At 67.4% G+C, this 24359-nt stretch carries 30 protein-coding genes; 21 read left to right on the forward strand and 9 right to left on the reverse strand.

The features are described 5' to 3' along the window. Positions 1–48: 48 nt before the first annotated feature. Genes ccmC through D1610_RS13155 form a run of 7 tightly spaced genes read left to right on the forward strand, consistent with a single transcriptional unit; the run spans position 49 to position 4845 of the window. On the forward strand, positions 49–771 hold the full coding sequence (ccmC, locus tag D1610_RS13125) for a heme ABC transporter permease CcmC (protein WP_118864637.1): 723 nt from the start codon (positions 49–51) through the stop codon (positions 769–771). Beyond that, positions 768–893 carry a heme exporter protein CcmD gene (gene ccmD, locus D1610_RS13130; protein ID WP_118864638.1) on the forward strand — a complete coding sequence of 42 codons (126 nt, stop codon included), beginning with the start codon at positions 768–770 and terminating at the stop codon, positions 891–893. The genes ccmC and ccmD overlap by 4 nt, the downstream gene beginning before the upstream one ends. Further along, positions 890–1324, forward strand: coding sequence for a cytochrome c maturation protein CcmE (ccmE, locus tag D1610_RS13135; protein ID WP_118864639.1), 435 nt, complete (start codon positions 890–892; stop codon positions 1322–1324). Before ccmD ends, ccmE begins: the two co-directional genes overlap by 4 nt. After that, entirely contained in the window at positions 1321–3240 is a 1920-nt protein-coding gene (locus D1610_RS13140) for a heme lyase CcmF/NrfE family subunit (RefSeq protein WP_118864640.1), read from the forward strand. The genes ccmE and D1610_RS13140 overlap by 4 nt, the downstream gene beginning before the upstream one ends. Beyond that, positions 3237–3758, forward strand: a complete 522-nt coding sequence (locus tag D1610_RS13145; RefSeq protein WP_118864641.1) for a redoxin family protein — start codon at positions 3237–3239, stop codon at positions 3756–3758. The genes D1610_RS13140 and D1610_RS13145 overlap by 4 nt, the downstream gene beginning before the upstream one ends. After that, positions 3755–4156 carry a cytochrome c-type biogenesis protein gene (locus D1610_RS13150; protein WP_118864642.1) on the forward strand — a complete coding sequence of 134 codons (402 nt, stop codon included), beginning with the start codon at positions 3755–3757 and terminating at the stop codon, positions 4154–4156. Before D1610_RS13145 ends, D1610_RS13150 begins: the two co-directional genes overlap by 4 nt. Beyond that, positions 4153–4845 carry a tetratricopeptide repeat protein gene (locus D1610_RS13155; protein WP_147414339.1) on the forward strand — a complete coding sequence of 231 codons (693 nt, stop codon included), beginning with the start codon at positions 4153–4155 and terminating at the stop codon, positions 4843–4845. The genes D1610_RS13150 and D1610_RS13155 overlap by 4 nt, the downstream gene beginning before the upstream one ends. Here D1610_RS13155 and D1610_RS13160 read toward each other — a convergent pair. Then, a complete protein-coding gene (locus tag D1610_RS13160; RefSeq protein WP_118864682.1) occupies positions 4842–5240 on the reverse strand; it encodes an RcnB family protein in 399 nt (132 codons plus the stop codon). The genes D1610_RS13155 and D1610_RS13160 overlap by 4 nt on opposite strands. A 168-nt stretch (positions 5241–5408) precedes the next feature. Here D1610_RS13160 and fabD point away from each other — a divergent pair, with 168 nt between their 5' ends. From fabD to mltG, 7 genes are all read left to right on the forward strand, one after another. Then, the gene (fabD, locus tag D1610_RS13165) at positions 5409–6344 is read left to right on the forward strand and encodes an ACP S-malonyltransferase (RefSeq protein WP_118864644.1); all 936 of its coding nucleotides are present in this window, start codon (positions 5409–5411) and stop codon (positions 6342–6344) included. Positions 6345–6386: 42 nt separating this feature from the next. Next, a complete protein-coding gene (locus D1610_RS13170) occupies positions 6387–6818 on the forward strand; it encodes a GxxExxY protein (protein WP_118864645.1) in 432 nt (143 codons plus the stop codon). Beyond that, on the forward strand, positions 6818–7558 hold the full coding sequence (gene fabG / locus D1610_RS13175; RefSeq protein WP_118864683.1) for a 3-oxoacyl-[acyl-carrier-protein] reductase: 741 nt from the start codon (positions 6818–6820) through the stop codon (positions 7556–7558). The genes D1610_RS13170 and fabG overlap by 1 nt, the downstream gene beginning before the upstream one ends. Before the next feature lie 26 nt (positions 7559–7584). Beyond that, complete coding sequence (locus D1610_RS16880) at positions 7585–8133, forward strand: hypothetical protein (protein WP_147414340.1); 549 nt, start codon at positions 7585–7587, stop codon at positions 8131–8133. Between the two features lie 82 nt (positions 8134–8215). Beyond that, complete coding sequence (locus tag D1610_RS13185) at positions 8216–8452, forward strand: acyl carrier protein (RefSeq protein WP_118864647.1); 237 nt, start codon at positions 8216–8218, stop codon at positions 8450–8452. A gap of 115 nt (positions 8453–8567) precedes the next feature. Further along, on the forward strand, positions 8568–9827 hold the full coding sequence (gene fabF / locus D1610_RS13190) for a beta-ketoacyl-ACP synthase II (protein WP_118864648.1): 1260 nt from the start codon (positions 8568–8570) through the stop codon (positions 9825–9827). 4 nt (positions 9828–9831) lie between these two features. Further along, complete coding sequence (gene mltG / locus D1610_RS13195) at positions 9832–10800, forward strand: endolytic transglycosylase MltG (RefSeq protein WP_118864649.1); 969 nt, start codon at positions 9832–9834, stop codon at positions 10798–10800. A 3-nt stretch (positions 10801–10803) separates the two neighbouring features. Here the strand turns inward: mltG and D1610_RS13200 are convergent, their stop codons facing one another. The 3 genes from D1610_RS13200 to D1610_RS13210 are packed head-to-tail and all read right to left on the reverse strand — an operon-like array spanning position 10804 to position 14103. Then, entirely contained in the window at positions 10804–11454 is a 651-nt protein-coding gene (locus tag D1610_RS13200) for a TadE/TadG family type IV pilus assembly protein (protein ID WP_147414341.1), read from the reverse strand. Positions 11455–11464: 10 nt separating this feature from the next. After that, complete coding sequence (locus D1610_RS13205; protein ID WP_118864651.1) at positions 11465–12067, reverse strand: TadE/TadG family type IV pilus assembly protein; 603 nt, start codon at positions 12065–12067, stop codon at positions 11465–11467. Continuing rightward, positions 12064–14103, reverse strand: coding sequence for a TadE/TadG family type IV pilus assembly protein (locus D1610_RS13210; RefSeq protein WP_118864684.1), 2040 nt, complete (start codon positions 14101–14103; stop codon positions 12064–12066). Before D1610_RS13210 ends, D1610_RS13205 begins: the two co-directional genes overlap by 4 nt. Positions 14104–14217: 114 nt before the next feature. Here D1610_RS13210 and D1610_RS13215 point away from each other — a divergent pair, with 114 nt between their 5' ends. Both D1610_RS13215 and D1610_RS13220 read left to right on the forward strand, forming a co-directional pair. After that, positions 14218–14886 carry a squalene/phytoene synthase family protein gene (locus tag D1610_RS13215; protein WP_118864652.1) on the forward strand — a complete coding sequence of 223 codons (669 nt, stop codon included), beginning with the start codon at positions 14218–14220 and terminating at the stop codon, positions 14884–14886. A 38-nt stretch (positions 14887–14924) separates the two neighbouring features. Further along, a complete protein-coding gene (locus tag D1610_RS13220) occupies positions 14925–15380 on the forward strand; it encodes an EF-hand domain-containing protein (protein WP_118864653.1) in 456 nt (151 codons plus the stop codon). On the opposite strand, the gene trmFO is transcribed toward D1610_RS13220, so the two are convergent. Further along, positions 15325–16692, reverse strand: a complete 1368-nt coding sequence (gene trmFO / locus D1610_RS13225) for a methylenetetrahydrofolate--tRNA-(uracil(54)-C(5))-methyltransferase (FADH(2)-oxidizing) TrmFO (RefSeq protein ID WP_118864685.1) — start codon at positions 16690–16692, stop codon at positions 15325–15327. The two genes, D1610_RS13220 and trmFO, sit on opposite strands and share 56 nt — an antisense overlap. A 125-nt stretch (positions 16693–16817) precedes the next feature. Between trmFO and D1610_RS13230 the strand changes: the two genes are divergently transcribed. Then, the gene (locus D1610_RS13230; protein ID WP_118864654.1) at positions 16818–17435 is read left to right on the forward strand and encodes a lysoplasmalogenase family protein; all 618 of its coding nucleotides are present in this window, start codon (positions 16818–16820) and stop codon (positions 17433–17435) included. On the opposite strand, the gene D1610_RS13235 is transcribed toward D1610_RS13230, so the two are convergent. Together D1610_RS13235 and D1610_RS13240 are read right to left on the reverse strand one after the other, a co-directional pair. Continuing rightward, on the reverse strand, positions 17387–18055 hold the full coding sequence (locus D1610_RS13235; RefSeq protein WP_118864655.1) for a hypothetical protein: 669 nt from the start codon (positions 18053–18055) through the stop codon (positions 17387–17389). The genes D1610_RS13230 and D1610_RS13235 overlap by 49 nt on opposite strands. Before the next feature lie 30 nt (positions 18056–18085). Continuing rightward, positions 18086–18637 carry a GbsR/MarR family transcriptional regulator gene (locus D1610_RS13240; RefSeq protein WP_118864656.1) on the reverse strand — a complete coding sequence of 184 codons (552 nt, stop codon included), beginning with the start codon at positions 18635–18637 and terminating at the stop codon, positions 18086–18088. A 367-nt stretch (positions 18638–19004) separates the two neighbouring features. Here D1610_RS13240 and D1610_RS17420 point away from each other — a divergent pair, with 367 nt between their 5' ends. The 3 genes from D1610_RS17420 to D1610_RS13255 all read left to right on the forward strand — a co-directional run bounded on the left by D1610_RS17420 (position 19005) and on the right by D1610_RS13255 (position 20257). Further along, positions 19005–19265, forward strand: a complete 261-nt coding sequence (locus D1610_RS17420; protein ID WP_245942228.1) for a VOC family protein — start codon at positions 19005–19007, stop codon at positions 19263–19265. A gap of 162 nt (positions 19266–19427) precedes the next feature. Continuing rightward, the gene (locus D1610_RS13250; protein ID WP_118864657.1) at positions 19428–19829 is read left to right on the forward strand and encodes a VOC family protein; all 402 of its coding nucleotides are present in this window, start codon (positions 19428–19430) and stop codon (positions 19827–19829) included. Beyond that, positions 19826–20257 (forward strand): DUF488 domain-containing protein, encoded by a 432-nt coding sequence (locus D1610_RS13255; protein WP_118864658.1) that lies wholly within the window; start codon positions 19826–19828, stop codon positions 20255–20257. Before D1610_RS13250 ends, D1610_RS13255 begins: the two co-directional genes overlap by 4 nt. Before the next feature lie 324 nt (positions 20258–20581). On the opposite strand, the gene D1610_RS17425 is transcribed toward D1610_RS13255, so the two are convergent. Both D1610_RS17425 and rnd read right to left on the reverse strand, forming a co-directional pair. Further along, positions 20582–20944 carry an I78 family peptidase inhibitor gene (locus tag D1610_RS17425; protein ID WP_118864659.1) on the reverse strand — a complete coding sequence of 121 codons (363 nt, stop codon included), beginning with the start codon at positions 20942–20944 and terminating at the stop codon, positions 20582–20584. Beyond that, positions 20945–22123 (reverse strand): ribonuclease D, encoded by a 1179-nt coding sequence (rnd, locus tag D1610_RS13265; protein ID WP_118864660.1) that lies wholly within the window; start codon positions 22121–22123, stop codon positions 20945–20947. Positions 22124–22218: 95 nt separating this feature from the next. Here rnd and aspS point away from each other — a divergent pair, with 95 nt between their 5' ends. Next, positions 22219–24036 (forward strand): aspartate--tRNA ligase, encoded by a 1818-nt coding sequence (aspS, locus tag D1610_RS13270; RefSeq protein ID WP_118864661.1) that lies wholly within the window; start codon positions 22219–22221, stop codon positions 24034–24036. Positions 24037–24359 lie beyond the last annotated feature (323 nt).

Here is a 24359-nt window from a genome sequence, read left to right on the forward strand (position 1 = left end):
GTTCCGGGCTGGATTTGCCGTCCGATCTTCCCTAATCCGCCATCAATCGTGCCCGCCCTCCACGCCCTCGCCAACCCGACGCGCTTCCTGTCGATCGCGCGCCCGCTGACCCCGGTGCTGCTGTGGGCGGGCCTCTTGCTGCTCGCCGTCGGAGCATGGGCCGGGCTGACGCTGACGCCGCCCGATTATCTGCAGGGCGAAAGCGTGCGAATCCTCTATGTCCATGTGCCGAGCGCGTGGCTCGGCATGGGCGGCTGGACCGGCATCGCGCTGGCGAGCTTCAGCCTGCTCGTCTGGCGGCATCCGCTGGCGGCGATCGCCGCGCGCGCGGTGGCGCTGCCCGGCGCTGTTTTCGCGGCGCTATGCCTGATCACCGGATCGATCTGGGGGCGGCCGACCTGGGGCACATGGTGGGAATGGGACGGGCGGCTGACGTCGATGCTGCTGCTGTTCTTTCTCTATCTCGCCTGGATCGGGCTGGCGCGCGCCGATGCCGAACGCGGCGGCGACGGGCGCATCCCGGCGATCTTCGGGCTCGCGGGGACGGCGCTGCTGCCCGTGATCCGCTATTCGGTGGTGTGGTGGCGCACGCTGCATCAGGGGCCGAGCATCACCGTGTCGGGATCGAGCATCGACGGATCGATCCTGTGGCCGCTGTGGCTGACGCTTACCGGGTTCAGCCTGGTGTTCGGCGCCATCGTTCTGATGCGGATGCGGGCGATGCTCGCACAGCAAAGGCTCGAGGCGCGGATGCGTCGGATGGCGGCATGAACCACTGGCCCTTCATTCTCGCCGCCTATGGCGTGGTCGCGGCGGCCATGGCGCTGCTGATCGGCGCGAGCTGGCGTGCGATGCGCCGCGCCGAACGCGCGGTCGAAGATCTGCGCCGATGAAGGCCAAGCATCAGCGGCTGACCCTGGCGCTGGCGGCGCTGGCGGCGATCGTCGGCGCGGGCGTGCTCGCCGTCTCCGCGCTGGGCGAGCAGGCGGCCTATTTCTATTCGCCCGCCGATGTCGCGCGCGAGGGCGTGCCGGTCGGCCGCGCGATCCGGCTGGGCGGGATGGTCGAGAAGGGATCGATCCGCCGCAGCGACGACGGCGTGACGATCCTGTTCACCGTCGAGGACGGCCCCGCCAGGACCCCGGTCGAGTTCCGCGGGGTGACGCCGGATCTGTTCAAGGAAGCCTCGGGCGTGGTCGCCGAGGGCCGCTTCCGCGCCGACGGCACCTTCATCGCCGACAATCTGCTCGCCAAGCATGACGAGCGCTACATGCCGCCGCAGCTCGAAGGCGGGAAGCACAAGACCGAGACCCTGGAGCCATGATCGCCGAGGCCGGGCTGGCGGCGTTGTGGCTCGCCGCCGCGCTGTGCGCGCTACAGCTGGCGCTGGTCGCGATCGGCATGAAGGAGGGGCGCGGCGATCTGATCGCCGCGGTGCGCCCGGTGGCGATGGTGCAGGGGCTGCTCGCCGCCGCATCGTTCCTGATCCTGATCTGGCTGTTCGTGCGATCGGACATGTCGGTCGAGCTGGTCGTCGCCAACAGCCATTCGGCCAAGCCGCTGATGTACCGCATCGCCGGCGCGTGGGGGAACCACGAGGGATCGATGCTGATGTGGGTGACGGTGCTGGCCATCGCCGGCGCCTGCATCGCCGCCTTCGAGCGCCAGCTGACCTCCGCCATGCACGCCGCGACGATGGGCGCGCAGGCGTTCATCGGGCTCGGCTTCTATGCCTTCCTGCTGTTCGCCTCCAACCCGTTCGCGCGGCTGAGCCCGCCCGCGCCCGAAGGCCTGGGGCTCAATCCGCTGCTTCAGGACCCTGGCTTGGCCTTCCATCCGCCGACGCTCTATATCGGCTATGTCGGGCTTTCGATCGCCTTCTCCTTCGCGGTGGGCGCGCTGGTGACGGGCGAGGTCGGGCCGAAATTCGCCCGCGCGATGCGGCCCTGGGTGCTGATCGCCTGGATATTCCTGACCATCGGCATCACCGCGGGCAGCTATTGGGCCTATTACGAGCTCGGCTGGGGCGGCTGGTGGTTCTGGGACCCGGTCGAGAACGCGTCGCTGATGCCTTGGCTCGCCGCGACCGCGCTGCTCCATTCGGTAAGCGTGCTGGCGACCCGCGACGGCCTGCGCGCCTGGACGCTGATGCTGGCGGTCGTCGCCTTCTCGATGTCCATGGTCGGCACCTTTCTGGTGCGCTCCGGCATCCTTACCAGCGTCCACGCCTTCGCGGTCGATCCGACGCGGGGCACCTTCATCCTCGTGCTGCTGGCGCTCTATATTGGCGGCGCGCTGGCGCTCTACGGGTCGCGCGTGGCGCATGTCCGCAGCGGCGCGCCGTTTGATCCGGTCAGCCGCGAGGGCGCGCTCGTCGCCAACAACCTGCTGCTCTCCGTGATCCTCGCCATCGTGCTGATCGGCACGCTCTATCCCCTGATCGCCGACGGGCTGTTCAGCGAGCAGCTGTCGGTCGGCCCGCCCTATTTCAACGCCACCGCCGGCCCGATCGCGCTGCTGCTCGTCGCGATCATGGCCGCCGGGCCGCTGCTGCGCTGGCGCAGCGACCGGCTGGGGGCGCTGGGCGCAAGGCTGCGCTTCGCCGTGATCGCGGGCGCGACGATGGCGCTGGCGCTCGTCATCCTCGGCGCGGAGGCGGGCGTCATGCCCTTCATCGGCCTGGTGCTCGCCGCCGGCGTCGCGGTGGCGAGCCTCGCTCCGCTCTGGGGCCGCAACCTCAAGCGGACGCCGCTGTTCACCTGGGGCATGGTCATCGCCCATCTGGGAATCGCCGTCAGCCTCGCCGGCATGAGCGCGAACGCCGCTTTCACGAAGGAAACGCTCGCCGCCGCGCGCTTTGGCGATGTGCTAGAGGTCGGGCCGTTCCGCGTGAAGTTCATGGGCGTCCGTCCCGTCGCCGGGCCCAACTGGTCGGCGCTGGAGGCGGAACTGCGCGCCGTGCGGGGGGGCGCGCCGATGCGGCTGCTGCCCCAGGCGCGCTTCTTCGCCTCGCCGCCGACCAACACCAACGAAGCGGCGATCCGCACGCTATGGGACGGGCAGCTCTACGCGGTGATGGGCGCGCGCGACGACGACCGCTGGCAGATCCGCTTGTGGTGGAAGCCGTTCGTCACGCTGATCTGGCTCGGCGGCGCGCTGATCGCGCTGGGCGGGCTGCTCTCGCTCGTCGGCCGCTGGCGGCGCGAGCGCGCGGCGGCGCTCAGGGAGAGCTGGCTGTGAGACGCTGGGCGCTGTGGCTGCCGCTCGCCTTCTTCGCCGTCGTGCTGGCGGTGGTCGGCTATGGCCTGGTCCGCCCGCCCGACGAGCCGCTGCGCTCGCACCTCGTCGGGCAGAGGCTCCCCGCCTTCTCCCTCCCGGCGGCGCTTCCCGGCCGACCCACCGTGACCGGCGCCGCCACCGGCGAGCCGCGGCTGATCAACATCTTCGCCAGCTGGTGCGTCCCCTGCATCGCCGAGGCGCCGCAGCTGCTGCAGCTGGAGGCCGCGGGCGCGCGGATCGACGCCATCGCCATCCGCGATACGCCCGCCGACATCGCGCGTTTCCTCGATCGCCACGGCGATCCCTTCGCCGCGATCGGCCGCGACGATGCGAGCAAGGTGCAGCTCGCGCTCGGCTCGGCCGGCGTGCCCGAGACCTTCGTCGTCGACGGCAATGGCGTGATCCGCCACCAGCATCTCGGCAACATCACCGAGGAGGATGTGCCGGTGCTGCTCGCCGAGCTGGAGAAGGCGCGATGAGGGTGCTCGGCTTTCTCTTGCTGGCGGCGGCGACGCCCGCCGCGGCGCAGACCGCGCTGCCGCCGGCGGAGCTCGCCAACCGGCAGCTTTCCGATCCCCGGCGGGAGGCGCAGGCGCGCGCGCTGATGGAGGAGATCCGCTGCCTGGTCTGCGCGGGCCAGTCGATCGCCGATTCGGACGCCGACATGGCGGGCGACATGCGCGCGCTGGTGCGCGAGCGCATCGCCGCGGGCGAGAGCCCCGGCAAGGTGCGCGACTGGCTGATCGCCCGCTACGGCGACGCCGTCAGCTACGATCCGCCCTGGTCGTGGCGCAGCGCGCCCTTGTGGATCGCGCCCCTCATCGTCCTCGCCTTCGGCCTGTGGCTGGCGCGCGGGCTGTTCCGGAGGCGGCGATGATCGGCTGGCTCGTCTTCGCCGGCCTGGCGGCGGCGGTGCTCGCCGCGCTGTGGCGCTTCGCCGGGCTGGGGCGCGACCTGTGGACCTTCGTCTTCGCAGGCGTGATGCTGGCGGCGGCGGGCTATGCCTGGCAGGGCAGGCCGTCCCAGCCGGGCTTCCCGGTCGCCGCGGCCGGCCGCAGCATCGAGGTCGATCCCGAATTGACCTTGCTGCGCGGCGAGATGACCGAACGCTTCGGTTCGAGCGCGCAGTGGCTCGTGCCCGCCGACGCGCTGCTGCGCGGCGGGGACACGCGCACAGCGATCGCCTTCATCAAGAGCGGGCTCAATCAGAACCCCAACAGCCTGACGCTGTGGACCGCCCTCGGCAGCGCGCTGGTCGAGCATGACGGCGGCAACATCTCGCCCGCCGCGCGCTTCGCCTTCGAACATGCCGCGGGTCTTGCGCCCGGCAATCCCGCGCCGTGGTTCTTCCTCGGCCTCGCAGAGGTGCGCGTGGGCGAGCTCGACGCCGCCGAACGCCATTGGTCGCGCGCGCTCGCCCTGGCCGGGCCCGACGCCTCCTATCGCGACGACATCGCCCTGCGCCTGGCGCTGCTGCGCCGCTTCATCGCGGCGCGCGAAGCGCAAATCAAAGGGGGCGGGGAGACGAACTCCCCGCCCCCGGCAGGCGGTCCTTCCGGGCCTTAGTTGAACAGCACGCCGCCGAGCACCGCACCGATCAGGCCGCTGGCGACGGCGACCAGCACCGCATCGTCGTCCGACTGGACCCACTGATAGCCGCGGGGCGGCGCATAGAGGTGGCGTCCGCGATATTGGCGATAGTCGATCACCCGGTAGTTGGCCGCATAGCGGCGATCGAACCGCTGGCCCTTGGCCCATTGGCGCTGGAGGCGCTGGTTCTGGCGAGCGATCTGGCGGTTCTGGCGGATGACCTGGCGGTTCTGCCGCACGATCCGCTTGTTGACCTTGTTTGCCTTGACCGTCTTCACCACCACCCGGTCGTTGCGGGGGGCGGCGGACGCGCCGGCGACCGGCGTCAGCACGACGGCGGCTGCGGCGGCTGCGAGAATGAACTTCCTCATGAACTGTCTCCTGTTCGAGCCGCGCTTCAGCGGCGACAGGAGCAATCTGGGGGCGGCGTGTAACCGGCGATTGTCGCGGAAGCAGCGAAAGTGTCGCAAGCGGTGTCGGCTTGCCACGCATCGTTCAGCTTTCTAGGGCGAGCGCCTGTTTTTTTGGAGAGAATTGCCATGCGCGCATTCGTTTTTCCCGGCCAGGGCAGCCAGTCGGTCGGCATGGGCGCCGCGCTCGCCGACGCAAGTCCCGCCGCGCGCGCGGTGTTTCAGGAGGTCGACGATGCGCTGGGCCAGCACCTCTTCCGCCTGATGCGCGAAGGCCCGGAGGACCAGCTGCAGCTCACCGAGAACGCCCAGCCGGCGATCATGGCCAACGCCATCGCGACCTTGCGCGTGCTGGAGCAGGAGGGCGGCGTCCGCCTCGCCGACAAGGCCGATTTCGTCGCGGGCCATTCGCTTGGCGAATACACCGCGCTGTGCGCCGCCGGTTCGCTCGATCTCGCCACCACCGCGCGGCTGCTCAAGCTGCGCGGCCAGGCGATGCAGGCGGCGGTGCCGGTCGGCGTCGGCGCGATGGCGGCGCTGCTCGGCATGGATTTCGCGCCCGCCGTCGAGATCTCGGCCGAGGCCGCGCAAGGCGAGGTCTGCACCGCCGCCAACGACAACGCGCCGGGCCAGGTGGTGATCTCCGGCCACAAGGGCGCGGTCGAGCGGGCGATCGAGATCGCCAGGGAACGCGGCGCGCGCAAGGCGATGCTGCTTCCCGTCTCCGCCCCGTTCCACTGCGCACTGATGCAGCCCGCCGCCGATGCGATGGCCGACGCGCTGGCCAAGGCGTCGCTCCGCGCGCCCCTGGTGCCGCTCTACGCCAACGTCACCGCCGCGCCGGTCGCCGACCCCGACACGATCCGCGCGCTGCTGGTCGAACAGGTCACCGGCACCGTCCGCTGGCGCGAATCGGTCCTGGCGATGGCGGAAGCCGGCGTCACCGAGTTCATCGAATTCGGCGGCAAGGTCCTCGGCCCGATGGTCAAACGCATAACCCCCGACGCCACCCCGACGAGCGTGGTGACGATGGCCGACATCGAGGCGCTGGCGAAGGCGCTGTGAGGCGGTAGAAGGGTTGGTTCACGCGAAGGCGCGGAGGCGAAGATGTCGGACTTGGAGGCGATCGCGTCGGACGTCATCGATGTCGCGCTGAAGTTGCACCGTGAGCTGGGTCCTGGATTGCTGGAGAGCGTGTACGAAGCGCTGCTTGCTGGCAGGCTTTCTCAGATGGGCTATGTTGCGCTTCGCCAGCAGCCGGTCGACATCGAGTTCGATGGTCTCCGCTTCGAGAATGCGTTCAGAATTGATCTTTTGGTGAACGGCCGACTCCTGGTCGAAATCAAGTCTGTTGATCGCCTGAACGGGGTACATCCAAAGCAGTTGCTGACCTATCTGCGACTGACGAAGCAGCCCCTCGGGCTGCTTATCAATTTTGGCGGCGTAACGCTCAAGGAAGGGCTGAAGCGCGTCGTCAACGACTATAAGCCCTTTGCGCCTTCGCGCCTTCGCGTGAACCAAAATCAAGGAATCAGATGATGTTCGATCTTACAGGCATGACCGCCCTCGTAACCGGCGCATCCGGGGGCATCGGCTCGGCGATCGCGCGGGCGCTGGCGGGGCAGGGGGCGCGGCTGGCGGTTTCGGGGTCCAATGTCGAGAAGCTGGAGGCGTTCCGCGGCTCGCTCGGCGGCGATCATGTCGCGGCGCCTTGCGATCTCTCGGACGGCGCCGCCGTCGATGCGCTGGTGCCGCAGGCGGTCGAGGCGCTGGGCGGACGGCTCGATATCCTGGTCAACAACGCCGGCGTCACGCGCGACAACCTCGCCATGCGGATGAAGGACGAGGAATGGGATCAGGTGATCCGCGTCAACCTCGAAGCCGCCTTCCGCCTCGCCCGCGCCGCCGCCAAGCCGATGATGAAGGCGCGGTTCGGGCGGATCATCTCGATCACCTCGGTCGTGGGCGCGACGGGCAATCCGGGCCAGGCGAACTATGCCGCGTCGAAGGCGGGGCTGGTCGGCATGTCGAAGGCGCTGGCGCAGGAACTGGCCAGCCGCAGCATCACGGTCAACTGCGTCGCCCCCGGCTTCATCCGCACCGCGATGACCGACGTGCTGCCCGATGCGCAGAAGGATGCCCTCACCGGCCGCATCCCCGTGGGCAAGCTGGGCGAGGGCGAGGATATCGGCGCCGCGGTCGCCTATCTCGCCAGCCATGAGGCGGGCTATGTCACCGGCCAGACGATCCATGTTAACGGCGGCATGGCGATGCTATGAGGCCTCTATTCTAAAAATGGGGGGATATGTCGATGATTGCCGTTCTACTTGCAACTATGTTGGCAACAAACGTCCCGCACGACCAAGATGCGGGATGTGGATATCGATTGTCATCACCTGACGATCGTGCAGGCGCTGCTGTGGTGTTCCAGCGGGGCGTTAATCCGGAAAGCGAAGCTGATCGGGAGCTCGTCAAAAGATTGCTGGCTTTGGTGAATGAGTGCGCGCGATCATCCGGCTGGTCGGCAGAGCGCGAGAAGGCTGCTTTCCCTTATGTTCTTGCCCTCATGGCCCAGGACGCCGCAGCATCCCAACTTGCCAGCTTTGGCGTCAGTTACGCCACTGTCGCAGAATATGTCGCCCAGTTGCCTCCCGCCAAGCGGGTCGCCGTCATGGCGGGAACGCTGACCGAACAAGATTATGCGGAGCAAATCGAATTCTTCGTTCAAAGAGGCGCCAAGATCGATGGATTCGAAGACGCCGACTACCAAGCTATGGGCGCGAAACTCGGAACCATGATGACAAGCCTCATCATGGCCGATGAGGCGCTCGCCGTCGTCAAGCGGACAAAGTGAACCCGTGCGGGGCTTGCCTCCCGCGCGCCTGCGCACTAACTGCCGAAGCTGAACAACGGACAACGAAAACAGGAGCCCTTACATGAGCGAGACCGCTGACCGCGTGAAGAAGATCGTCGTCGAGCATCTCGGCGTCGAGGCCGACAAGGTCACCGAGGATGCGAGCTTCATCGACGATCTGGGCGCGGACAGCCTGGACATCGTCGAGCTCGTGATGGCGTTCGAAGAGGAATTCGGCGTCGAGATCCCCGATGACGCCGCCGAGAAGATCGGAACCGTCAAGGATGCGATCAATTATATCGACGAGCACAAGGGCTGAGGCGAAAGGCCGCAGGGCTGTGCCGCCCCTTCGGGGGCCGCGATTGACCGGCTCCCCATCCCTTGACAGGGGCGGGGAGCCGTTTCGTTATTACGGATTGATTGAGGGACTTGTTATGCGTCGTGTCGTCGTCACCGGATTGGGCCTCGTCACGCCTCTGGGCGCCGATGTGGAAACCGCATGGGCCAACATCCTCGCCGCCAAATCGGGCGCGGCCACGATCACGCGCTTCGACGCCACCGATTTCCAGACCAACTATGCGTGCGAGGTGAAGCCGGCCGATCACGAATATGGCTTCGATCCGGGCAAGCGCGTCGATCACAAGATCCAGCGCCAGGTCGATCCGTTCATCGTCTATGGCATCGACGCCGCCGGACAGGCGCTCGAGGACGCCGGCCTGACCGAGATGAGCGAAGAAGAGCGTCTCCGCGCGGGCTGCTCGATCGGCGCGGGCATCGGCGGGCTGCCGGGAATCGAGAGCGAATCGCTCGTGCTCGCCGAAAAGGGGCCGAAGCGCGTCTCGCCGCACTTCGTCCATGGGCGCCTGATCAATCTGATCTCGGGCCAGGTCTCGATCAAATACGGCCTGATGGGCCCCAATCACGCCGTCGTCACCGCCTGCTCGACCGGCGCGCATTCGATCGGCGACGCCGCGCGGATGATCGCGATGGACGATGCCGACGTCATGCTGGCGGGCGGCGCGGAAGGCGCGATCTGCCCGATCGGCATCGCCGGTTTCGGCCAGGCGCGCGCGCTTTCGACCGGTTTCCGCGACGAACCTTGGCGCGCCAGCCGGCCCTATGACAAGGATCGCGACGGCTTCGTGATGGGCGAGGGCGCGGGCGTCGTCGTGCTCGAGGAATATGAGCGGGCCAAGGCGCGCGGCGCGAAGATCTATGCCGAGGTGATCGGCTACGGCCTGTCGGGCGACGCCTATCACGTCACCGCGCCGCATCCGGAAGGGTCGGGGGCCTATCGCTCGATGGAGATGGCGATGCGGAAGAGCGGCCTCGCCCTCTCCGACATCGACTACATCAACGCGCACGGCACCTCGACCCCGCTGGGCGACGAGCTGGAGCTGGGCGCGGTCAGGAAGCTGTTCGGCAACGCGATCGGCGACCTGTCCATGTCGTCGACCAAGTCGGCGATCGGCCATCTGCTGGGCGGCGCCGGCGCGGTGGAGAGCATCTTCTGCATCCTCGCGATGCGCGATCAGGTCGCGCCGCCGACGCTCAACCTCGACAATCCAAGCGAGAATTGCGCGGGCGTCGATCTGGTGCCGCACCAGGCGAAGCAGCGGCCGATCAAGGCGGTGCTCAACAACAGCTTCGGCTTCGGCGGCACCAATGCCAGCCTGGTGATGCGGGCGCTCTGATCCCATGCGAAAGCTCGGCTGCTTCGGGCTGGCGGCGGCGCTCGCGGTCATCGCCGCGCTGTTCCTCGTCGCGCAGAGCTGGGGCGGCAGGGGACCGCTCGAGCAGCCCAGGACCGTCCTCGTTCCCGAAGGCGCCAGCCTGACGCGCGCGGCGACGGCGATGGAGGAGGCGGGCGCGATCCCCTCCGCCGGCCGTTTCCTGCTGTTCGCCAGGCTGTTCGGCTCGGGCGAGCCGATCCGCGCCGGCGAGTATCAGCTGCCCGCCGGGATCAGCCAGTCGGACATCCTCAAGATGCTGCAGGGCGGCCGCACGCTGCAGCGCATGGTCACCATCCCCGAAGGCATGCCCTCGATCCTGGTGCACGAAAAGCTGATGGCCGAGCCGCTGCTCACGGGGCCGGTGGCGGTGCCGGCGGAGGGCAGCGTGCTGCCGGACAGCTACAGCTTCCAGCGCGGCGATACGCGCGCGCAGGTTCTCGAGCGGATGCAGAAGGCGATGCGCGAATATCTCGCCGCCGCCTGGAAGAAGCGAAAGCCCAACATCGCCGTGTCCACCCCCGAAGAGGCGGTCATCCTGGCCTCGATCGTCGAGAAGGAGACGGGCGTGCCTGCCGAGCGGCGCACGGTCGCGGCGGTCTATTCGAACCGCCTCAAGCGCGGCATGCCGCTGCAGGCCGATCCGACGGTGATCTATCCGGTAACCAAGGGAAAGCCGCTCGGCCGCCGCATCCTGCGTTCGGAGCTGCAGGCGCAGAACGGCTACAACACCTATGCGATGGCGGGGTTGCCGGCGGGGCCGATCGCCAATCCGGGGCGCGCATCGATCGACGCGGTGCTCGATCCCGCCCCTTCGACCGCGCTCTATTTCGTGGCGGACGGCAGCGGCGGGCACATCTTCGCCGACACGCTGGAGCAGCACAACGCCAACGTGCAGAAATGGTACGCCATCCGCCGCGCGCGCGGCGAGATGTAAGGCTCAGCAGGTGGATTTGGTCGCGTTCTCGGTATTGTAGATCTTGGTCAGATCGCGACGCTCGCGCACCGTCATCGACGCGATCTCCCGGATGGTGCCAAGGTCGCCCATGAGGAACTTGCCTGCGATCAATGGCTGGTATTCATAGAATACCTCGACGAAATGGGTCGCGCTTCCTGCGGGCACACCGACGGTTCGGCCCGGCGGCCCCATGCCGGGCAGGTTGTCGTTCCCCGTCTTGCCGTAGGTGTCGGATGGAAACGACGTAAGCCCGCGGCACCGCTGCCAGGTCACCTTCACCCGGCCGTTTCCGGTGGGCGCGGATGCCGGTTCGATGTTCGAAAGGACGACGCGCCCGTGCTCGTACAGGTCCAGCTCGCCCGCCTGCAGGCCGGCCCCCGTCAGCACGTCGTTGATGTTGGTTTCGCTGATCGTCTTGGCCGACAGCAGCGAGCCGGTTCCCATGCGCGAGGCATGATCGGCGACGTGCAACGCGACCTGGCTGATGCGCATCTTGGTCGTCACATAATTGGCGAGCTCGGACCCGCTCAGCATCATCAGCAGGAAGACCGGCATGCCATAGGCGAATTCAAGCAGCGCGACGGCGCTTTTGTCCGTCCGCAACCGACGCAGAGTATCGGGAATGGCTTTCATCGCGCGGTCCTCATGCACAATTGCGCACCGTCGGCGCGGCATAGCTGCCCTGATCGCCATAGGGCTGGTTGGCCAGGATCATGGCTCCGGTGACCGTCGTCGTGTCCGAAAAGCCCAGCATGGCATTCATCGGGAACATCCGGGGATATTCGACCGTGACGGTGTAGAGCACCGAATCCTTGGCGCCGCCCTGGCCGTCGTCGGCGCCATCGGCGTCGCGAACATGGTTATGGTTCTGGTCCTCGAAGGGCTCGCCCGCATCGCATTTGCCGTTGGCGTTGGTGTCGGTGAACGGCTCCGCCTTGGCCGCCGCGGCGGCCGAGAAGGTGCGGTAATAGCGCCGTTTGAAGGTGATTTCGGCATTGTTGGCCAGCGCCTTCACCTGCTTCTCCACCTTGGCGTCGATCGTCTCACGGTTGTCCAGCCCCGATTCCAGGCCCGAATCGCGCGCCGACTTCTGCATCACGCCCTGAAGAACCGTCTTCATGTAGAGGGTGTGCCCCATGTCGAACGCGCCGATCAGCAACAGGCACAGCACCGGCGCGACGATAGCGAACTCCACCAGCGTCGCGCCGCGCCTGTCGCGCCGGAGAGACCGGGCAAGGCGCCTCATTTGGTGAGCCTCAATTGGGAGATCTGGTCGGCGATCGAGCGGAAGGTGGCGATCAGATCGTCGGAGCCGTCGGCCTGGAAGAACCGTCCCGGCGTGGCGCAGTTCTTCAGCCGGTTCTTGGTCGTCTCGTTGTTGCCGTCGCCGAACGAGATCACCCACAGCGTGATGTTCTTGTTCTTCACCGCGGTGCATAGCGCCTCGAACCGGGCGTTGACCTGGTCGACCAGCTGGCTGCTCGATGGGGCTTCGCCGTCGTCGGTGGTGCGGCGATCGAACCATGGCAAACCGTAGGGCCCATAGTCCGTGTTGCTCGCCACCGTGTCGCCGTCGCTCATGAAGATCATGTGGCGTTCGATCTCGCCGCCCTGGGGCGTGAACTCGTTGTCGGCGCGGAAGATGCCCGTGGGCGACATGAAACGCGCCCCCCAGATCATGCCGATGTCATGATAGGTGTTTCCATCCGGAACCAGCCGATCGACATAATCGTCGAAATCGGCTGCATTCGGCCATTGCTGCAAACGCCGCGCCTCGGTCGGGCAGTAATAGGGAACGTTGTTGTAGTAATTGGTCGCGGTGAGCGATTCCGCCCGATTCATCTGGTTCCAGTTGCTCGTGACGCGTCGCGGATAGATAACGTCCGGCAGCGCCGGCCCCCATAGGGTCCGCTGGTCGCCGGCAACCGGCACGTTGTCGATGTCGAGATCTTCGGCATCGGCGGGAATGGGCGAATAGCTCGCTTGCTTGACCGTGGCGCGTTCCTCGATGCAGCCGTCCCAGGCGATCGTTCGATCCGATCCGCCATTGCCGATCGGCAGCACCAGATCATCGTTCCAGCCGGTGCCGTTCTTCAGTCCGCTGACGTTGAGCATAACTGGCGCGTAACGCCACTGGTTGAACACCACGCGCGTGTTCTCGACACCTTCATCCGACCGCGAATAGGTGCGGATCATGTCATATTCGACGTCGCGCATGTCATAGGTGCAGCGATTGTTGTTGTTATGCGTCCGCCTGTATTCGACATATTCGTGCCGCTGCCTGGTCTTCCATGTGACGGTGCGAACGCCGTTGGATTCGGTCGTGCTCTCGTCAAATGGCCCGCTCTCATTCTCCTCCGGAACATGCGCGGTGTTTGCCGGCTGGTTGTCGCGGCACCAGGTCGAGGTGACATTATAGTGGCGGTCGTAGCGCTCCCAGCTGTCGGTATCCTGATTGTCGCGGCCGTCGCTGCCGGTTTGCGTGACCTGGCCGGGCGTTTCGTACGTGTAATACGTCTCGGTCGTGGTTTGCGCCTCGCGCGACTGATACTGCCATCGATCGGCCATCCACGCCGTGGGCAGCAGACGGCCGACATTGACGTTGGTCGCGTAGGGCATGAACCCGAAGCGGATTTGCACCTGCGATCCGGTGCCGCCGTTCGGGCCCGGTCCGGAGCCGCAGGTCGCCTCGGTATCGAGCCGCGCGACGACTTCGTAGAAGCAGCGCACCGCCTTGCGAAGACCCACGATCTTGGTGTCGGTGTCCGATGACCTTGCCTTCGAAGCCATCGACCCGGTGGTGTCGAGGACGAACATCACATCTGTGTTGGGCAGACGCATTTCGGCGTCGCAGGTGACGCTGATCGTCTCGGTCGCGTGCTTGAATATCTTCATCAGCGTCATCGGCACCTTGGCCGACGCCGTGCCGGACACCTTGCCCGCCGATTCGGTATAGGTGCGCGTCAGGTCGCTGGTGCCGTAATCGCCGGTCTTGAAATTGCCGTCGAAGAACTGTTCGGCCGCGTTGCGCGGCGCATAGCTGCTCTGCCCCCAGGTGCCCCCGCCCATGACCTTGCGGCCGGCGAGCGCGCCCGCGTCGCACGCCTGTTGCAGGCGCGTCTTGGTCAGGTACATGCGGCTCATGTCGACGGCGCCGCCGACCAGCCCAGCGAGCGGGATCAGGCTGATCGCCAGCATCGCGATCGTGTTGCCCGCGCGATCGCGACGGAGACGCTGGAGCGTTCCGGCCCGCGGATTCTTGGCGTCAGGAATAGAAGTCATGCGCATGCCCCACCCGGCGAATTACCGGTCCATCAGGGACGCTATCGGGCAATCGTTGCTAATGGCCGCTCAAGCGACAGGGTTAATGGCGCGTTTTCCATATGTTGGCCCGCGATGACGCAAAGTCTGTCCGATCCCGACCGGGTGCTGGCCCTGGCTTATGCGCCGGTCGATCGCCGCAGAGCTCTGGCGGCCCTGTTCGGGCTGGACGAAGCGCTGGGTCAGGTGGTGCGCGGCGCGCGCGATCCGCTGCTGTGCCAGATGCGGCTGACCTGGTGGCACGAGGCGCTGTCGGGGTTGGGCGGCGGGCCTGCTCCGTCCGACCCCGCGCTCGTCGAACTGATCGAGGCAGGCGTGGTGCCCGATATGTCCGGGACGGCGCTTGCCGCGCTGGTCGACGGCTGGGAGGCATTGCTCGAACCGGACATGACCGATGATGATCTCGCCGCCTTCGCCGAAGGGCGGGGCGCGCGGATGTTCACGCTCGGCGCCGAGATGCTGGGCGCCGATCATCCAGCCTTGGACGATGCGGGCCGCGGATGGGCGTTGTGCGATCTGGCGCGGCACAGTTCCGATCCGGCGCTGAGCGCGCGCGCGCTGGCCATGGCGGGGCGTGCCCTGCGGCATGCAATGGACGCGGCATGGCCGCTGCGGCTGCGGGCGTTGGGTGCGCTGGCGGCCTTGGCCCAGGGCGATACGGTGCGCGGCGCGGACAGGTTGCGGCCGGCGGGCCACCCGCTCAGGACGCTGCGGGCGCTTCGGCACCGTTTGACCGGCCGATAGTGATTGCCTTAGCATCCGGCGCCGGGGAGGTACTGAAAATGTGGCGATTTCTTGCCGGAGCGCTGTCGGCGATGCTGCTGATGGGGGCGGGGCTGGTGCTGTGGAACTCGCAAGCCGCGAGCGAGCAGGCAATCCCCGATCCGCCGCCACCGCCGCCAGCCGCGGCGACCGCCCGGCCTTTGCCGGAGACCGTCCCCGCCGCGACCGCCAAGACCCGCGAGGAGCGCCGCTTCGACCGCTACGACAGGGACCGCAACGGCGCGATCACGCGTGAGGAATATCTGCGGCAACGGCGCAAGGCATATGCCAAGCTGGACACCAACGGCGATGGCCGGCTGGGCTTCGAGGAGTGGGCGATCAGGACCACCACCAAGTTCGCCACCGCCGACGGCGACAAATCGGGCGCGATGAGCCGCACCGAATTCGCCACCACCGCGGTCAAGCGGCGTGCTCCGGCTCGGCGCGACTGTCCGCCGGTCGAGTCGGACGGTTAGCCGTCCATCCGGCGAGCGCTTCGCGCGCGCGGGCGGTGTAGAGCTTCTTGCGATCAGCCTTCCGGGTCCTGCCCGGGATCGGCGGAAACAGGCCGAAATTGACGTTCATCGGCTGATAGGTCTCGACCTCCGCCTCTCCGGTGATGTGCGACAGGAGCGCGCCGAGCGCGGTCTCGCGGGGCGGCGGCGGCAGATCCGCGCGGGCCAGCTCGGCCGCGGCGAAGCGGCCGGCGAGCAGACCGATCGCGGCGCTTTCGACATAGCCTTCGCAGCCGGTGATCTGGCCAGCGAAGCGGATATGCGGCGCCGATTTCAGCCGCAGCGTGCGATCGAGCAGGATCGGCGACTGGATGAAGGTGTTACGGTGCAGCCCGCCCAGCCGGGCGAACTCGGCGTTCTCGAGGCCCGGTATCGTGCGGAACAACCTGACCTGTTCGGCATGTTTGAGCTTGGTCTGGAAGCCGACCATGTTCCACAGCGTGCCGTCCTTGTTGTCCTGCCGTAGCTGGACGACCGCGTGCGGCCAGCGCCCGGTGCGCGGATCGTCGAGCCCTACCGGCTTCATCGGCCCGAAGCGCAGCGTGTCGAAGCCGCGCTCCGCCATCACCTCGATCGGCATGCAGCCCTCGAAATAGGGGGTGTCGCGCTCCCAGTCCTTGAACTCGGTCTTCTCGCCATCGAGCAGGCCCTGGTGGAAGGCGGCATATTGATCACGATCCATCGGGCAGTTGATGTAATCCTTGCCGTCGCCTTTATTCCATCGCGATTGGAACCAGGCGGTGTCGAAATCGATGCTGTCGCGGTGGACGATCGGCGCGATCGCGTCGAAGAAGGCGAGATGATCGCTGCCCGTCGCGCCGGCGACGCTGGCGGCGAGCGTCGCCGCGGTGAGCGGGCCGGTCGCGACGATGGTGAGGCCTTCCGACGGCAGCGTGTCGATGCGCTCGCGGACGATCTCGATATTGGGATGCGCGGCGAGGCGGGCGGTGACGCCGGCCGAGAAGCCGTCCCGATCCACCGCCAGCGCCGAACCGGCGGGGACGCGGTGCTCGTCGCCCTGCGCCATGATGATCGATCCCAGCGACCGCATCTCGGCGTGGAGCAGCCCCACCGCGTTGGATTCGGCGTCGTCGGAGCGGAAGCTGTTCGAGCAGACAAGCTCGGCGAGGCCATCGGTCTGGTGCGCGGGAGTCACCTCACCACTGCCGCGCATTTCCGACAGGCGAACGCGCACACCAGCCTCCGCCAGCTGCCATGCGGCCTCCGATCCGGCGAGGCCGCCGCCCACGATATGCACCTGGTGATTCGCCAATGATTCGCCCTTGCGTCGCAAAAGTCGCAGCAGTTCGGCAATTCCGTTGCGCGACCATGTTGCTTTGTTTCAAGCTCCCGACCACGATAGCGAAACGCGATCATGTAGGACAGCGGGGACAGGGGATGCGGTGGATCTGGTGGGCGGCGATCGTCGCGGGGGTGAGCTATTTCTTTGCCGACGATCTGGGCGTGCACGGCGCGGCGCTGATCGCCTGGAAGGGCGCGGGCGTCGGGCTGCTGGCGGCATGGGCGGCGACGCAGGCGGAGAGCGGCGACGGTAGGCTGCTCGCGCTCGTGCTGGCGCTGCATGCGCTGGGCGACGTGCTGCTCGAGACGCACGGGCTGACCGTGGGAGCGGTCGCCTTCCTGGCGGGCCATATCGTCGCGGTCGCGCTCTATCTGCGTAACCGGCGGCCGAATCCGAGCTCCACGCAGATCGCGCTGGCGACCGCACTGCTGATCGGAACGCCGCTGATTTCGTGGTTGTTGACCCGCGACCCGCTGGTGACGCTGTATGCGACGGGCCTCGGCGCGATGGCGGCGGCCGCCTGGGCCAGCCGGTTCCCGCGCTACCGGCTGGGGCTGGGCGCGGTGCTGTTCGTGATTTCCGACCTGCTGATCTTCGCGCGGATGGGGCCGCTCGCCGGTTCGGCCATACCCGACCTGCTGGTATGGCCGACCTATTTCGGCGGTCAGGCGCTGATCGCGACGGCGGGCGTCCGGACGTTGCGGGCGGGCTGAGCAGGCGTGCCCCAGCGCACCTTCCACCGCGCGACCCCGGCGCAGAGCGCGCCGGTGATCGCCATCGCGCCGATCCCCTGCGGGCCGGAGCCGAACAGCGCCGCCAGGACCATGCCGAACGGCGCGCCGACGCCCATCCAGGCGAGCGGGTGCCGCCAGCCGCGCCCCGCTTCGCCCAGCTTTCCCATCAGCAGCGAGCCGAGGCAGACGGGGACGGCGGCCAGGATCGCGCCGATCACGACCGTGAAGGGAAGCGCTGCGATCATCGCGAAGGCGATCGCGGGCGCAGCAAGGCCTTCGACGAGCGGGATGCTCATCACGAAGATCGGTCCGGCGAGCAGGATCGCCAGGCCTGCGCCGAATGCGCGGTTGTCGACGCTCTCATCGGGCGGGTCGATCATCGGCTGGGGCTCGGCCGCGGGCGGCGCGGGGCGGGGATGCAGCAGATCGGCGGGCGGCAACACGTCCGCCGCGTCGGGCGCGAGCCAGAAGGCGGAGGGGCATTGGCGATAGGTTCCGCCATAATCCCGTTCCCAATCGAAGCCAAAATGCGCCGCCTTCGATCCTTCGCTCAGTTCTGTAAATCCAGAAACTTTTTGGCGTTCGTCGAGCACATGCATGACAACCTCCTTGCTTCTTGAGTTTGGACCCTAATCCTTCGCTTTGCCGGCAAGCGGCGCGACGAAGCGGGCGACCTTGCCGCCGAGCTTCATCAGGGCGACGAGGGTGGGCCTGGGCAGGACCCGGACCTGTTCGTACCAGCCGCCCAATGTGCCGAGGAATTCGTGCATCCGCCCGACGCGCTCACGCAGCTGCGCGGGGGCGGCGGCGTCATCCTTCAGCCGCGCGGCGAGCTCGCCCAGGAGCGCGATGGTCGGATCGATCTCGCGCCGCTTGCGCTCGGCGACGATGCGCATCAGCATTTCCCACAGATCGGTCTCCGCGGTGAAATGGTCGCGCCGGTCGCCCTCGACATGCACGCGGCGGACGATGCCGTAGCCCTGCAGCTCCTTGAGCGCGGTCGACACGTTGGAGCGCGCCAGCGTCAGCCCCTCGACGATGTCGTCGGCGGGGAGGGGCCTGTCCGAGAGATAGAGCAGCGCATGGACCTGCGCGACCGAACGGTTGACCCCCCAATGCGTCCCCATCTCCCCCCAGTGAAGGATGAAGGCGCGGGCGTCGGGATGGTCGAGCAGCTGCACTATACCGTCCTTTCTGTAAAGACAGAAATAACAGGACATCGTGTTGGAGTCAAGTCGCAGGACGTGGAAATGCTGATCGTGTGGAGGATTGGTTCACGCGAAGGCGCGAAGGCGCGAAGGCGCGAAGAAGAAGGTGTTTTCACGCGGAGGCGCGGAGGGCGCGGAGAAAGAGAAGGATAAGGCGCTGCGCGGCAAAGGGCCATTTCCTCCCACGATCTCGGCGCGAACATACCTCTTCGCGCCTTCGCGCCTTCGCGTGAACCCCTCTTCTTCTTCTTCTTCTTCTTCTCCGCGATCTCCGCGGCTCCGCGTGAAAACACCTGTCTTCCGGTTTGAATGGGGGGAAGACGGTGCCTCCCGGCGAATCGTGGAGCCAGCCGCCGTCGCGCGCGTTATCACCCGCATGATCGATCATATCGGGCTCAACATCAGCGATTTCGCGCGGTCGCGGGCGTTTTACGAGGCGGCGCTCGCGCCGCTCGGCATCCGCACCGTCCGCACCGAGACCAACACGCTGGGCAACCAGGCGCTGCTGATGGGCGACGACGAGATCTTCTTCGTCATCGCCGATGGCGAGCAGCCGGGCGAAGGCAGCCATGTCGCTTTCCGCGCCAAGACCGCGGCGTAGGTCGACGCCTTCCACGCAGCCGCGCTCGAGGCGGGCGGCAAGGACAACGGCGCGCCGGGGCTGCGGCCGCAATATGAGGGGCGCTACTACGCCGCCTTCGCGCTCGATCCCGATGGGATCAATGTCGAGGCGGTGTGCCATCTGCCCGAATGAGGAGGCCCGATGCTTGACCATTTCGGCTTTCGCGTCGCCGATCTGGCGCGGTCGCGCCGTTTCTATGACGCGACGATGGGTGCGATCGGGCTGGCGGTGATCGACAATTCGCCGACATCGTTCCTGATCGGACGGAGTGCCGAAGCGCCGATCCCCTTTCTGTGGATCGGCACCGACCGGCCCGTTTTCTGGCGCGAGGGTGACCGGACCTCGGCGAGTCCGCTGCATGTCGCCTTCTCGGCCGCGGACCTCGCAGCGGTCGACGCGTTCCACGAGGCGGGTCTGGCGGCCGGCGGCACCGACAATGGCGCGCCGGGCCCGCGCGGCGGCGAGGCGCAGCATTATTATGCCGCGTTCCTGATCGATCCCGACGGCAACAGTATCGAGGCGGGTTTCCGCGAGATGCCATGAAGGTGTTCACTATCGGCTATGAAGGCGCGACCATGGCCGAATTCCTCGCCACATTGCGCAAGGCCGGTGTCGAGCGGGTGATCGACGTGCGCGCGCTGCCGTTGTCGCGGCGCCCCGGCTTCTCCAAATCGAGCCTGGCGGCGGAGCTGGAGGCGGTGGGGATCGACTATGTCCATCTGAAGCCGCTCGGCACGCCCAAGCCGGGGCGCGACGCGGCGAAGAAGGGGGACCGGGCGACGCTGGAGGCGGTCTATGCCGGGCAGCTCGAACTGCCCGAGGCGCGGGCCGCGGCGGCGCGGATGCGCGAACTGGCGGCGGAGAAGCCGAGCGCGCTGCTCTGCTTCGAACGCGATCCCGGCATGTGCCACCGGACGCTGCTGCTGGCGGCGGAAGGCGAGGAGGCGGAGGTTGTGGATCTGGTGGTTTGAGGGAGAATTGGCCGGCAAGCCTTCGAGGAATTTCTTCGTCTGATCTATACGCGCACGAACCGCGTCAACTCTCGACGGTCATGCCGGACCCTCCGACAGGCTCGGGACGCGCTTGTTCCGGCATCCATCTCTCCAAAACGCGTGAGCTGTGCTGTTTGGCACGATGGACCCGGAACAAGTCCGGGGGGTGACGTGGTGGCAATGGATGCAGTCCCGAATGCAGGGGAGGATTTAGATCAGCCCGTCACCGGCAGCCGAAGCTTGCCATACTCGTTGCGTTCCAGGCCCTGCCTGCGCAGGGGCGACGGGCTTGTTTCCAAAAATCTACCCGCAGCGGACCGTCGTGATCACGTTCTTGTCGTCGACCTCGATGTTCAGCCGGTCGTTGCGGTAATCCATCGTCACCGCCATGCCGGGGCGGATCAGGCGCATCGACCTGGCGTTGCTGCGCGTCTGCGCGTCCTGGCCCACCGCTTCGGTATAGGGCTTGCCGGCAAGGTCCTGCACGGCTTCGGCGTCGCACACCATCGGCATGTCCGCCATGCCTTCGCCCGCCGGCGTCTGCGTGTTGCTTGCGGGCGCCACGGTCTCGTCCGCCGACGCCTGATCGGCGTTGTTCATCGCGGGCGTCTGGGTGCAGGCCATGGCGAGTGCCGCCAGCGGCAAGAGGGCGATCGAGCGGGTCATCTATGCATTCTCCCCTTCGGTGCGGGTCATCTTGAGCTTGCCGTTCACGACGGCGAAGGCAAGCCGGCCTTCGACCAGATCCAACGCGTCGCGGCCGAACTGGTCGCATCGCCAGCCTTCGAGGATCGACAGCCCCTCGCGCTGCCCCGCCGCCAGCGCTTCCAGATCGTCCGAGCGGCCGAGCAGCCGCGGGGCGACGTTGATCTCCTTGGCGCGGATCTTGAGCAGCAGCTTCAGGAGGTCCGCGACCAGCGCGCCCTCCTTGCCCAGGCCCGGCTTCCTGTCCTCGCGCGCGGGCAACTCGCTCGCGGGCATGGGCGCCGCCGCGGCGATCGCCTCCATCATCCGCCGGCCGATGTCGTTCCCCGCCCAGCTCGCCGAAAGTCCGCGCACCCTGGCGAGGTCGGCCTGCTGGCGCGGCGGGTTGCCGGCGAGATCGGCGATCGTCTCGTCCTTGGCGATGCGGCCGCGCGGCAGGTTCTTGGTCTGCGCCTCGCGCTCGCGCCACGCGGCCAGCGCCTTCAGCCGGCCCAGCACCTCCGGCTTGCGGCTGGCGATGCGGATGCGCTGCCAGGCGAGCTCGGGCGGATTCTCGTAATTGAATGGATCGGCGATCCGCTCCATCTCCTGGTCGAGCCATTCGCCGCGGCCGGTTTTCTTGAGCTTCTCCAGCATCCGCGGGAAGATCTTCACCAGATGCGTGACGTCGGCGATCGCATAGTCGATCTGGCGCTTGTCGAGCGGCCGGCGGCTCCAGTCGGTGAAGCGCGCGCCCTTGTCGAGCGCGACGCCCAGCCACGCATCGACCAGGTTCGAATAGCCGATCTGCTCGCCCTGCCCGAGCGCCATCGCCGCGATCTGGGTGTCGAACAGCGGGTGCGGCGTCTTGCCGGTCAGGTTGTGGACGATCTCGATGTCCTGGCCGCCGGCGTGGAACACCTTCAGCACGTCCTCGTTCGTCGTCAGCAGGTCGAGCAGCGGCTTGAGGTCGATGCCCGGCGCCATCGGGTCGATCGCCGCCGCCTCGTTCTCGTCGGCGATCTGGATCAGGCACAGTTCTGGCCAATAGCTGTTCTCGCGCATGAATTCGGTATCGACCGCGACGAAGGGCGAATCGGCCAGACGGGCGCAGAGATTGGCGAGAGCGGCCGAGTCCGTAATCAGGTCATGGATATGCATCGCGGCCCCATAGCTGAGGCGGTGCGCCTTGACAAAAGGGGGTTGGGCGGGGATGCGCGCGGCCTTCCGAACGGCATTTTCAAGAGATCGCGGTCATGCACGCCTATCGTACCCACACCTGCGCCGCCCTGCGCGAATCCGATGTCGGCCAGACGGTCCGCGTCTCCGGCTGGGTGCACCGGAAGCGCGATCACGGCGATCTCGTCTTCGTCGACCTGCGCGACCATTACGGCCTGACCCAGATCGTCACCGAGGTCGACGGCCCCGCCTTCAAGGTGATCGAGTCGCTGCGGGCGGAATCGGTGGTGACGATCACCGGCAAGGTGGTCGCGCGCGCGGCGGAGGCGGTGAACCCCAACCTGCCGACCGGCGCGGTCGAGATCCGCGCGGAGGAGGCGATCGTCCAGTCCGCCGCGCAGGACCTGCCGATGCCGGTCGCGGGCGACGCCGACTACCCCGAGGACATCCGCCTCAAATACCGCTTCCTCGATCTCCGCCGCGAACGGCTGCACGCCAACATCATGCTGCGCTCGAACGTCATCGCCAGCATCCGCCGCCGCATGGTCGAATCCGGCTTCACCGAGTTCCAGACGCCGATCCTGACCGCGTCCTCGCCGGAGGGCGCGCGCGACTATCTGGTCCCCAGCCGCGTCCATCCGGGCAAGTTCTACGCGCTTCCCCAGGCGCCGCAGATGTTCAAGCAGCTGCTGATGGTCGCGGGCTTCGACCGCTATTTCCAGATCGCCCCCTGCTTCCGCGACGAGGACGCGCGCGCCGACCGTTCGCCGGGCGAGTTCTACCAGCTCGATTTCGAAATGAGCTTCGTCACGCAGGACGATGTCTTCAATGCGATAGAGCCCGTTCTTCACGGCGTGTTCGAGGAGTTCGCCGATTGGCAGGGCAGGGGCCGCAGCGTGTCCGCCGCACCCTTCCCGCGCATTCCCTACCGCGAATCGATGCTCAAATACGGCAACGACAAGCCCGATCTGAGGAACCCGCTGATCATCGCCGACGTCTCAGATCACTTCCGTGGCTCGGGCTTCGGCCGCTTCGCCTCGATCGTCGAGGGCGGCGACGTCGTCCGCGCGATCCCCGCGCCGGGCACCGCCGAGAAGAGCCGCAAGTTCTTCGACGACATGAACGCCTGGGCGCAGTCGGAGGGCTTTCCCGGCCTGGGCTACGCCACGCGCAAGGGCGGCGAATGGGGCGGCCCGATCGCCAAGAACCACGGCGAGGACAAGATGAACGCGCTGGCGGACGCGCTCGGCCTCGGCCCGGACGACGGCATCTTCTTCGCCGCGGGCAAGGAAGCGCAGGCCGCGAAGCTCGCCGGCCTCGCCCGCACCCGCGTCGGCGAGCAGCTCGAGCTGATCGACCAGGACCGCTTCGAATTCTGCTGGATCGTCGATTTCCCGATGTTCGAGTATGACGAGGACGCGAAGAAGGTGGACTTCAGCCACAACCCCTTCAGCATGCCGCAGGGCGAGATGGAGGCGCTGGAGACCAAGGACCCGCTCGACATCCTCGCCTATCAGTACGACATCGTCTGCAACGGCGTGGAACTGTCCTCGGGCGCGATCCGCAACCACCGGCCGGACATCATGTACAAGGCGTTCGAGATCGCCGGCTACAGCCAGGCCGATGTCGACACCAATTTCGCCGGCATGATCAACGCGTTCAAATGCGGCGCCCCGCCGCACGGCGGGTCGGCCCCCGGCATCGACCGCATCGTCATGCTTCTGGCCGGCGAGCCCAATATCCGCGAGGTCGTGCTGTTCCCGATGAACCAGCGCGCCGAGGACCTGATGATGGGGGCGCCCGGTCCGGTCACCGCCAAGCAGCTCAGGGAGCTCAACATCCGCTTGGTGGAGCAGCCCGGCGTCAAGGCGGCCGCCCTGGTCGCGCCGGAGTAAGATCCTCCCCCAGCTTGTCTGGGGGAGGGGGACCAGCCGCAGGCTGGTGGAGGGGGAAGCGCCGCGAGCGGATCGCTTGTGGCGGGGGCCCCCCCCCCCCCCCCCCCGCGCCCCCCCCCCCCCCCCCCCGCCGGCCCCCCCCCCCCCCGCCCCCCCCCCCACCCCCACCCCCCCCCCCCCCCCCCCCCCCCGCGCCAAAACACCTGTCTTCCGGTTTGAATGGGGGGAAGACGGTGCCTCCCGGCGAATCGTGGAGCCAGCCGCCGTCGCGCGCGTTATCACCCGCATGATCGATCATATCGGGCTCAACATCAGCGATTTCG

It is taken from the genome of Sphingomonas gilva, from assembly GCF_003515075.1.
GTDB classification, from domain to species: domain Bacteria; phylum Pseudomonadota; class Alphaproteobacteria; order Sphingomonadales; family Sphingomonadaceae; genus Sphingomonas; species Sphingomonas gilva.

Bases quoted from the DNA above. Each gene is read 5' to 3' on its own strand.
- D1610_RS13220 (WP_118864653.1), top strand. From the start codon at position 14,925: ATGTGGCGATTTCTTGCCGGAGCGCTGTCGGCGATGCTGCTGATGGGG.
- fabG (WP_118864683.1), top strand. From the start codon at position 6,818: ATGTTCGATCTTACAGGCATGACCGCCCTCGTAACCGGCGCATCCGGG.
- D1610_RS13185 (WP_118864647.1), top strand. From the start codon at position 8,216: ATGAGCGAGACCGCTGACCGCGTGAAGAAGATCGTCGTCGAGCATCTC.
- fabD (WP_118864644.1), top strand. From the start codon at position 5,409: ATGCGCGCATTCGTTTTTCCCGGCCAGGGCAGCCAGTCGGTCGGCATG.
- D1610_RS13230 (WP_118864654.1), top strand. From the start codon at position 16,818: ATGCGGTGGATCTGGTGGGCGGCGATCGTCGCGGGGGTGAGCTATTTC.
- ccmE (WP_118864639.1), top strand. From the start codon at position 890: ATGAAGGCCAAGCATCAGCGGCTGACCCTGGCGCTGGCGGCGCTGGCG.
- D1610_RS17425 (WP_118864659.1), bottom strand. From the start codon at position 20,944: ATGACCCGCTCGATCGCCCTCTTGCCGCTGGCGGCACTCGCCATGGCC.
- mltG (WP_118864649.1), top strand. From the start codon at position 9,832: ATGCGAAAGCTCGGCTGCTTCGGGCTGGCGGCGGCGCTCGCGGTCATC.
- D1610_RS13250 (WP_118864657.1), top strand. From the start codon at position 19,428: ATGCTTGACCATTTCGGCTTTCGCGTCGCCGATCTGGCGCGGTCGCGC.
- D1610_RS13215 (WP_118864652.1), top strand. From the start codon at position 14,218: ATGACGCAAAGTCTGTCCGATCCCGACCGGGTGCTGGCCCTGGCTTAT.
- D1610_RS13150 (WP_118864642.1), top strand. From the start codon at position 3,755: ATGAGGGTGCTCGGCTTTCTCTTGCTGGCGGCGGCGACGCCCGCCGCG.
- D1610_RS13235 (WP_118864655.1), bottom strand. From the start codon at position 18,055: ATGCATGTGCTCGACGAACGCCAAAAAGTTTCTGGATTTACAGAACTG.
- D1610_RS13205 (WP_118864651.1), bottom strand. From the start codon at position 12,067: ATGAGGCGCCTTGCCCGGTCTCTCCGGCGCGACAGGCGCGGCGCGACG.
- D1610_RS13160 (WP_118864682.1), bottom strand. From the start codon at position 5,240: ATGAGGAAGTTCATTCTCGCAGCCGCCGCAGCCGCCGTCGTGCTGACG.
- aspS (WP_118864661.1), top strand. From the start codon at position 22,219: ATGCACGCCTATCGTACCCACACCTGCGCCGCCCTGCGCGAATCCGAT.
- D1610_RS13170 (WP_118864645.1), top strand. From the start codon at position 6,387: ATGTCGGACTTGGAGGCGATCGCGTCGGACGTCATCGATGTCGCGCTG.
- D1610_RS13200 (WP_147414341.1), bottom strand. From the start codon at position 11,454: ATGAAAGCCATTCCCGATACTCTGCGTCGGTTGCGGACGGACAAAAGC.
- ccmD (WP_118864638.1), top strand. From the start codon at position 768: ATGAACCACTGGCCCTTCATTCTCGCCGCCTATGGCGTGGTCGCGGCG.
- D1610_RS16880 (WP_147414340.1), top strand. From the start codon at position 7,585: ATGTCGATGATTGCCGTTCTACTTGCAACTATGTTGGCAACAAACGTC.
- D1610_RS13255 (WP_118864658.1), top strand. From the start codon at position 19,826: ATGAAGGTGTTCACTATCGGCTATGAAGGCGCGACCATGGCCGAATTC.
- fabF (WP_118864648.1), top strand. From the start codon at position 8,568: ATGCGTCGTGTCGTCGTCACCGGATTGGGCCTCGTCACGCCTCTGGGC.
- D1610_RS13155 (WP_147414339.1), top strand. From the start codon at position 4,153: ATGATCGGCTGGCTCGTCTTCGCCGGCCTGGCGGCGGCGGTGCTCGCC.
- D1610_RS13210 (WP_118864684.1), bottom strand. From the start codon at position 14,103: ATGACTTCTATTCCTGACGCCAAGAATCCGCGGGCCGGAACGCTCCAG.
- rnd (WP_118864660.1), bottom strand. From the start codon at position 22,123: ATGCATATCCATGACCTGATTACGGACTCGGCCGCTCTCGCCAATCTC.
- D1610_RS13140 (WP_118864640.1), top strand. From the start codon at position 1,321: ATGATCGCCGAGGCCGGGCTGGCGGCGTTGTGGCTCGCCGCCGCGCTG.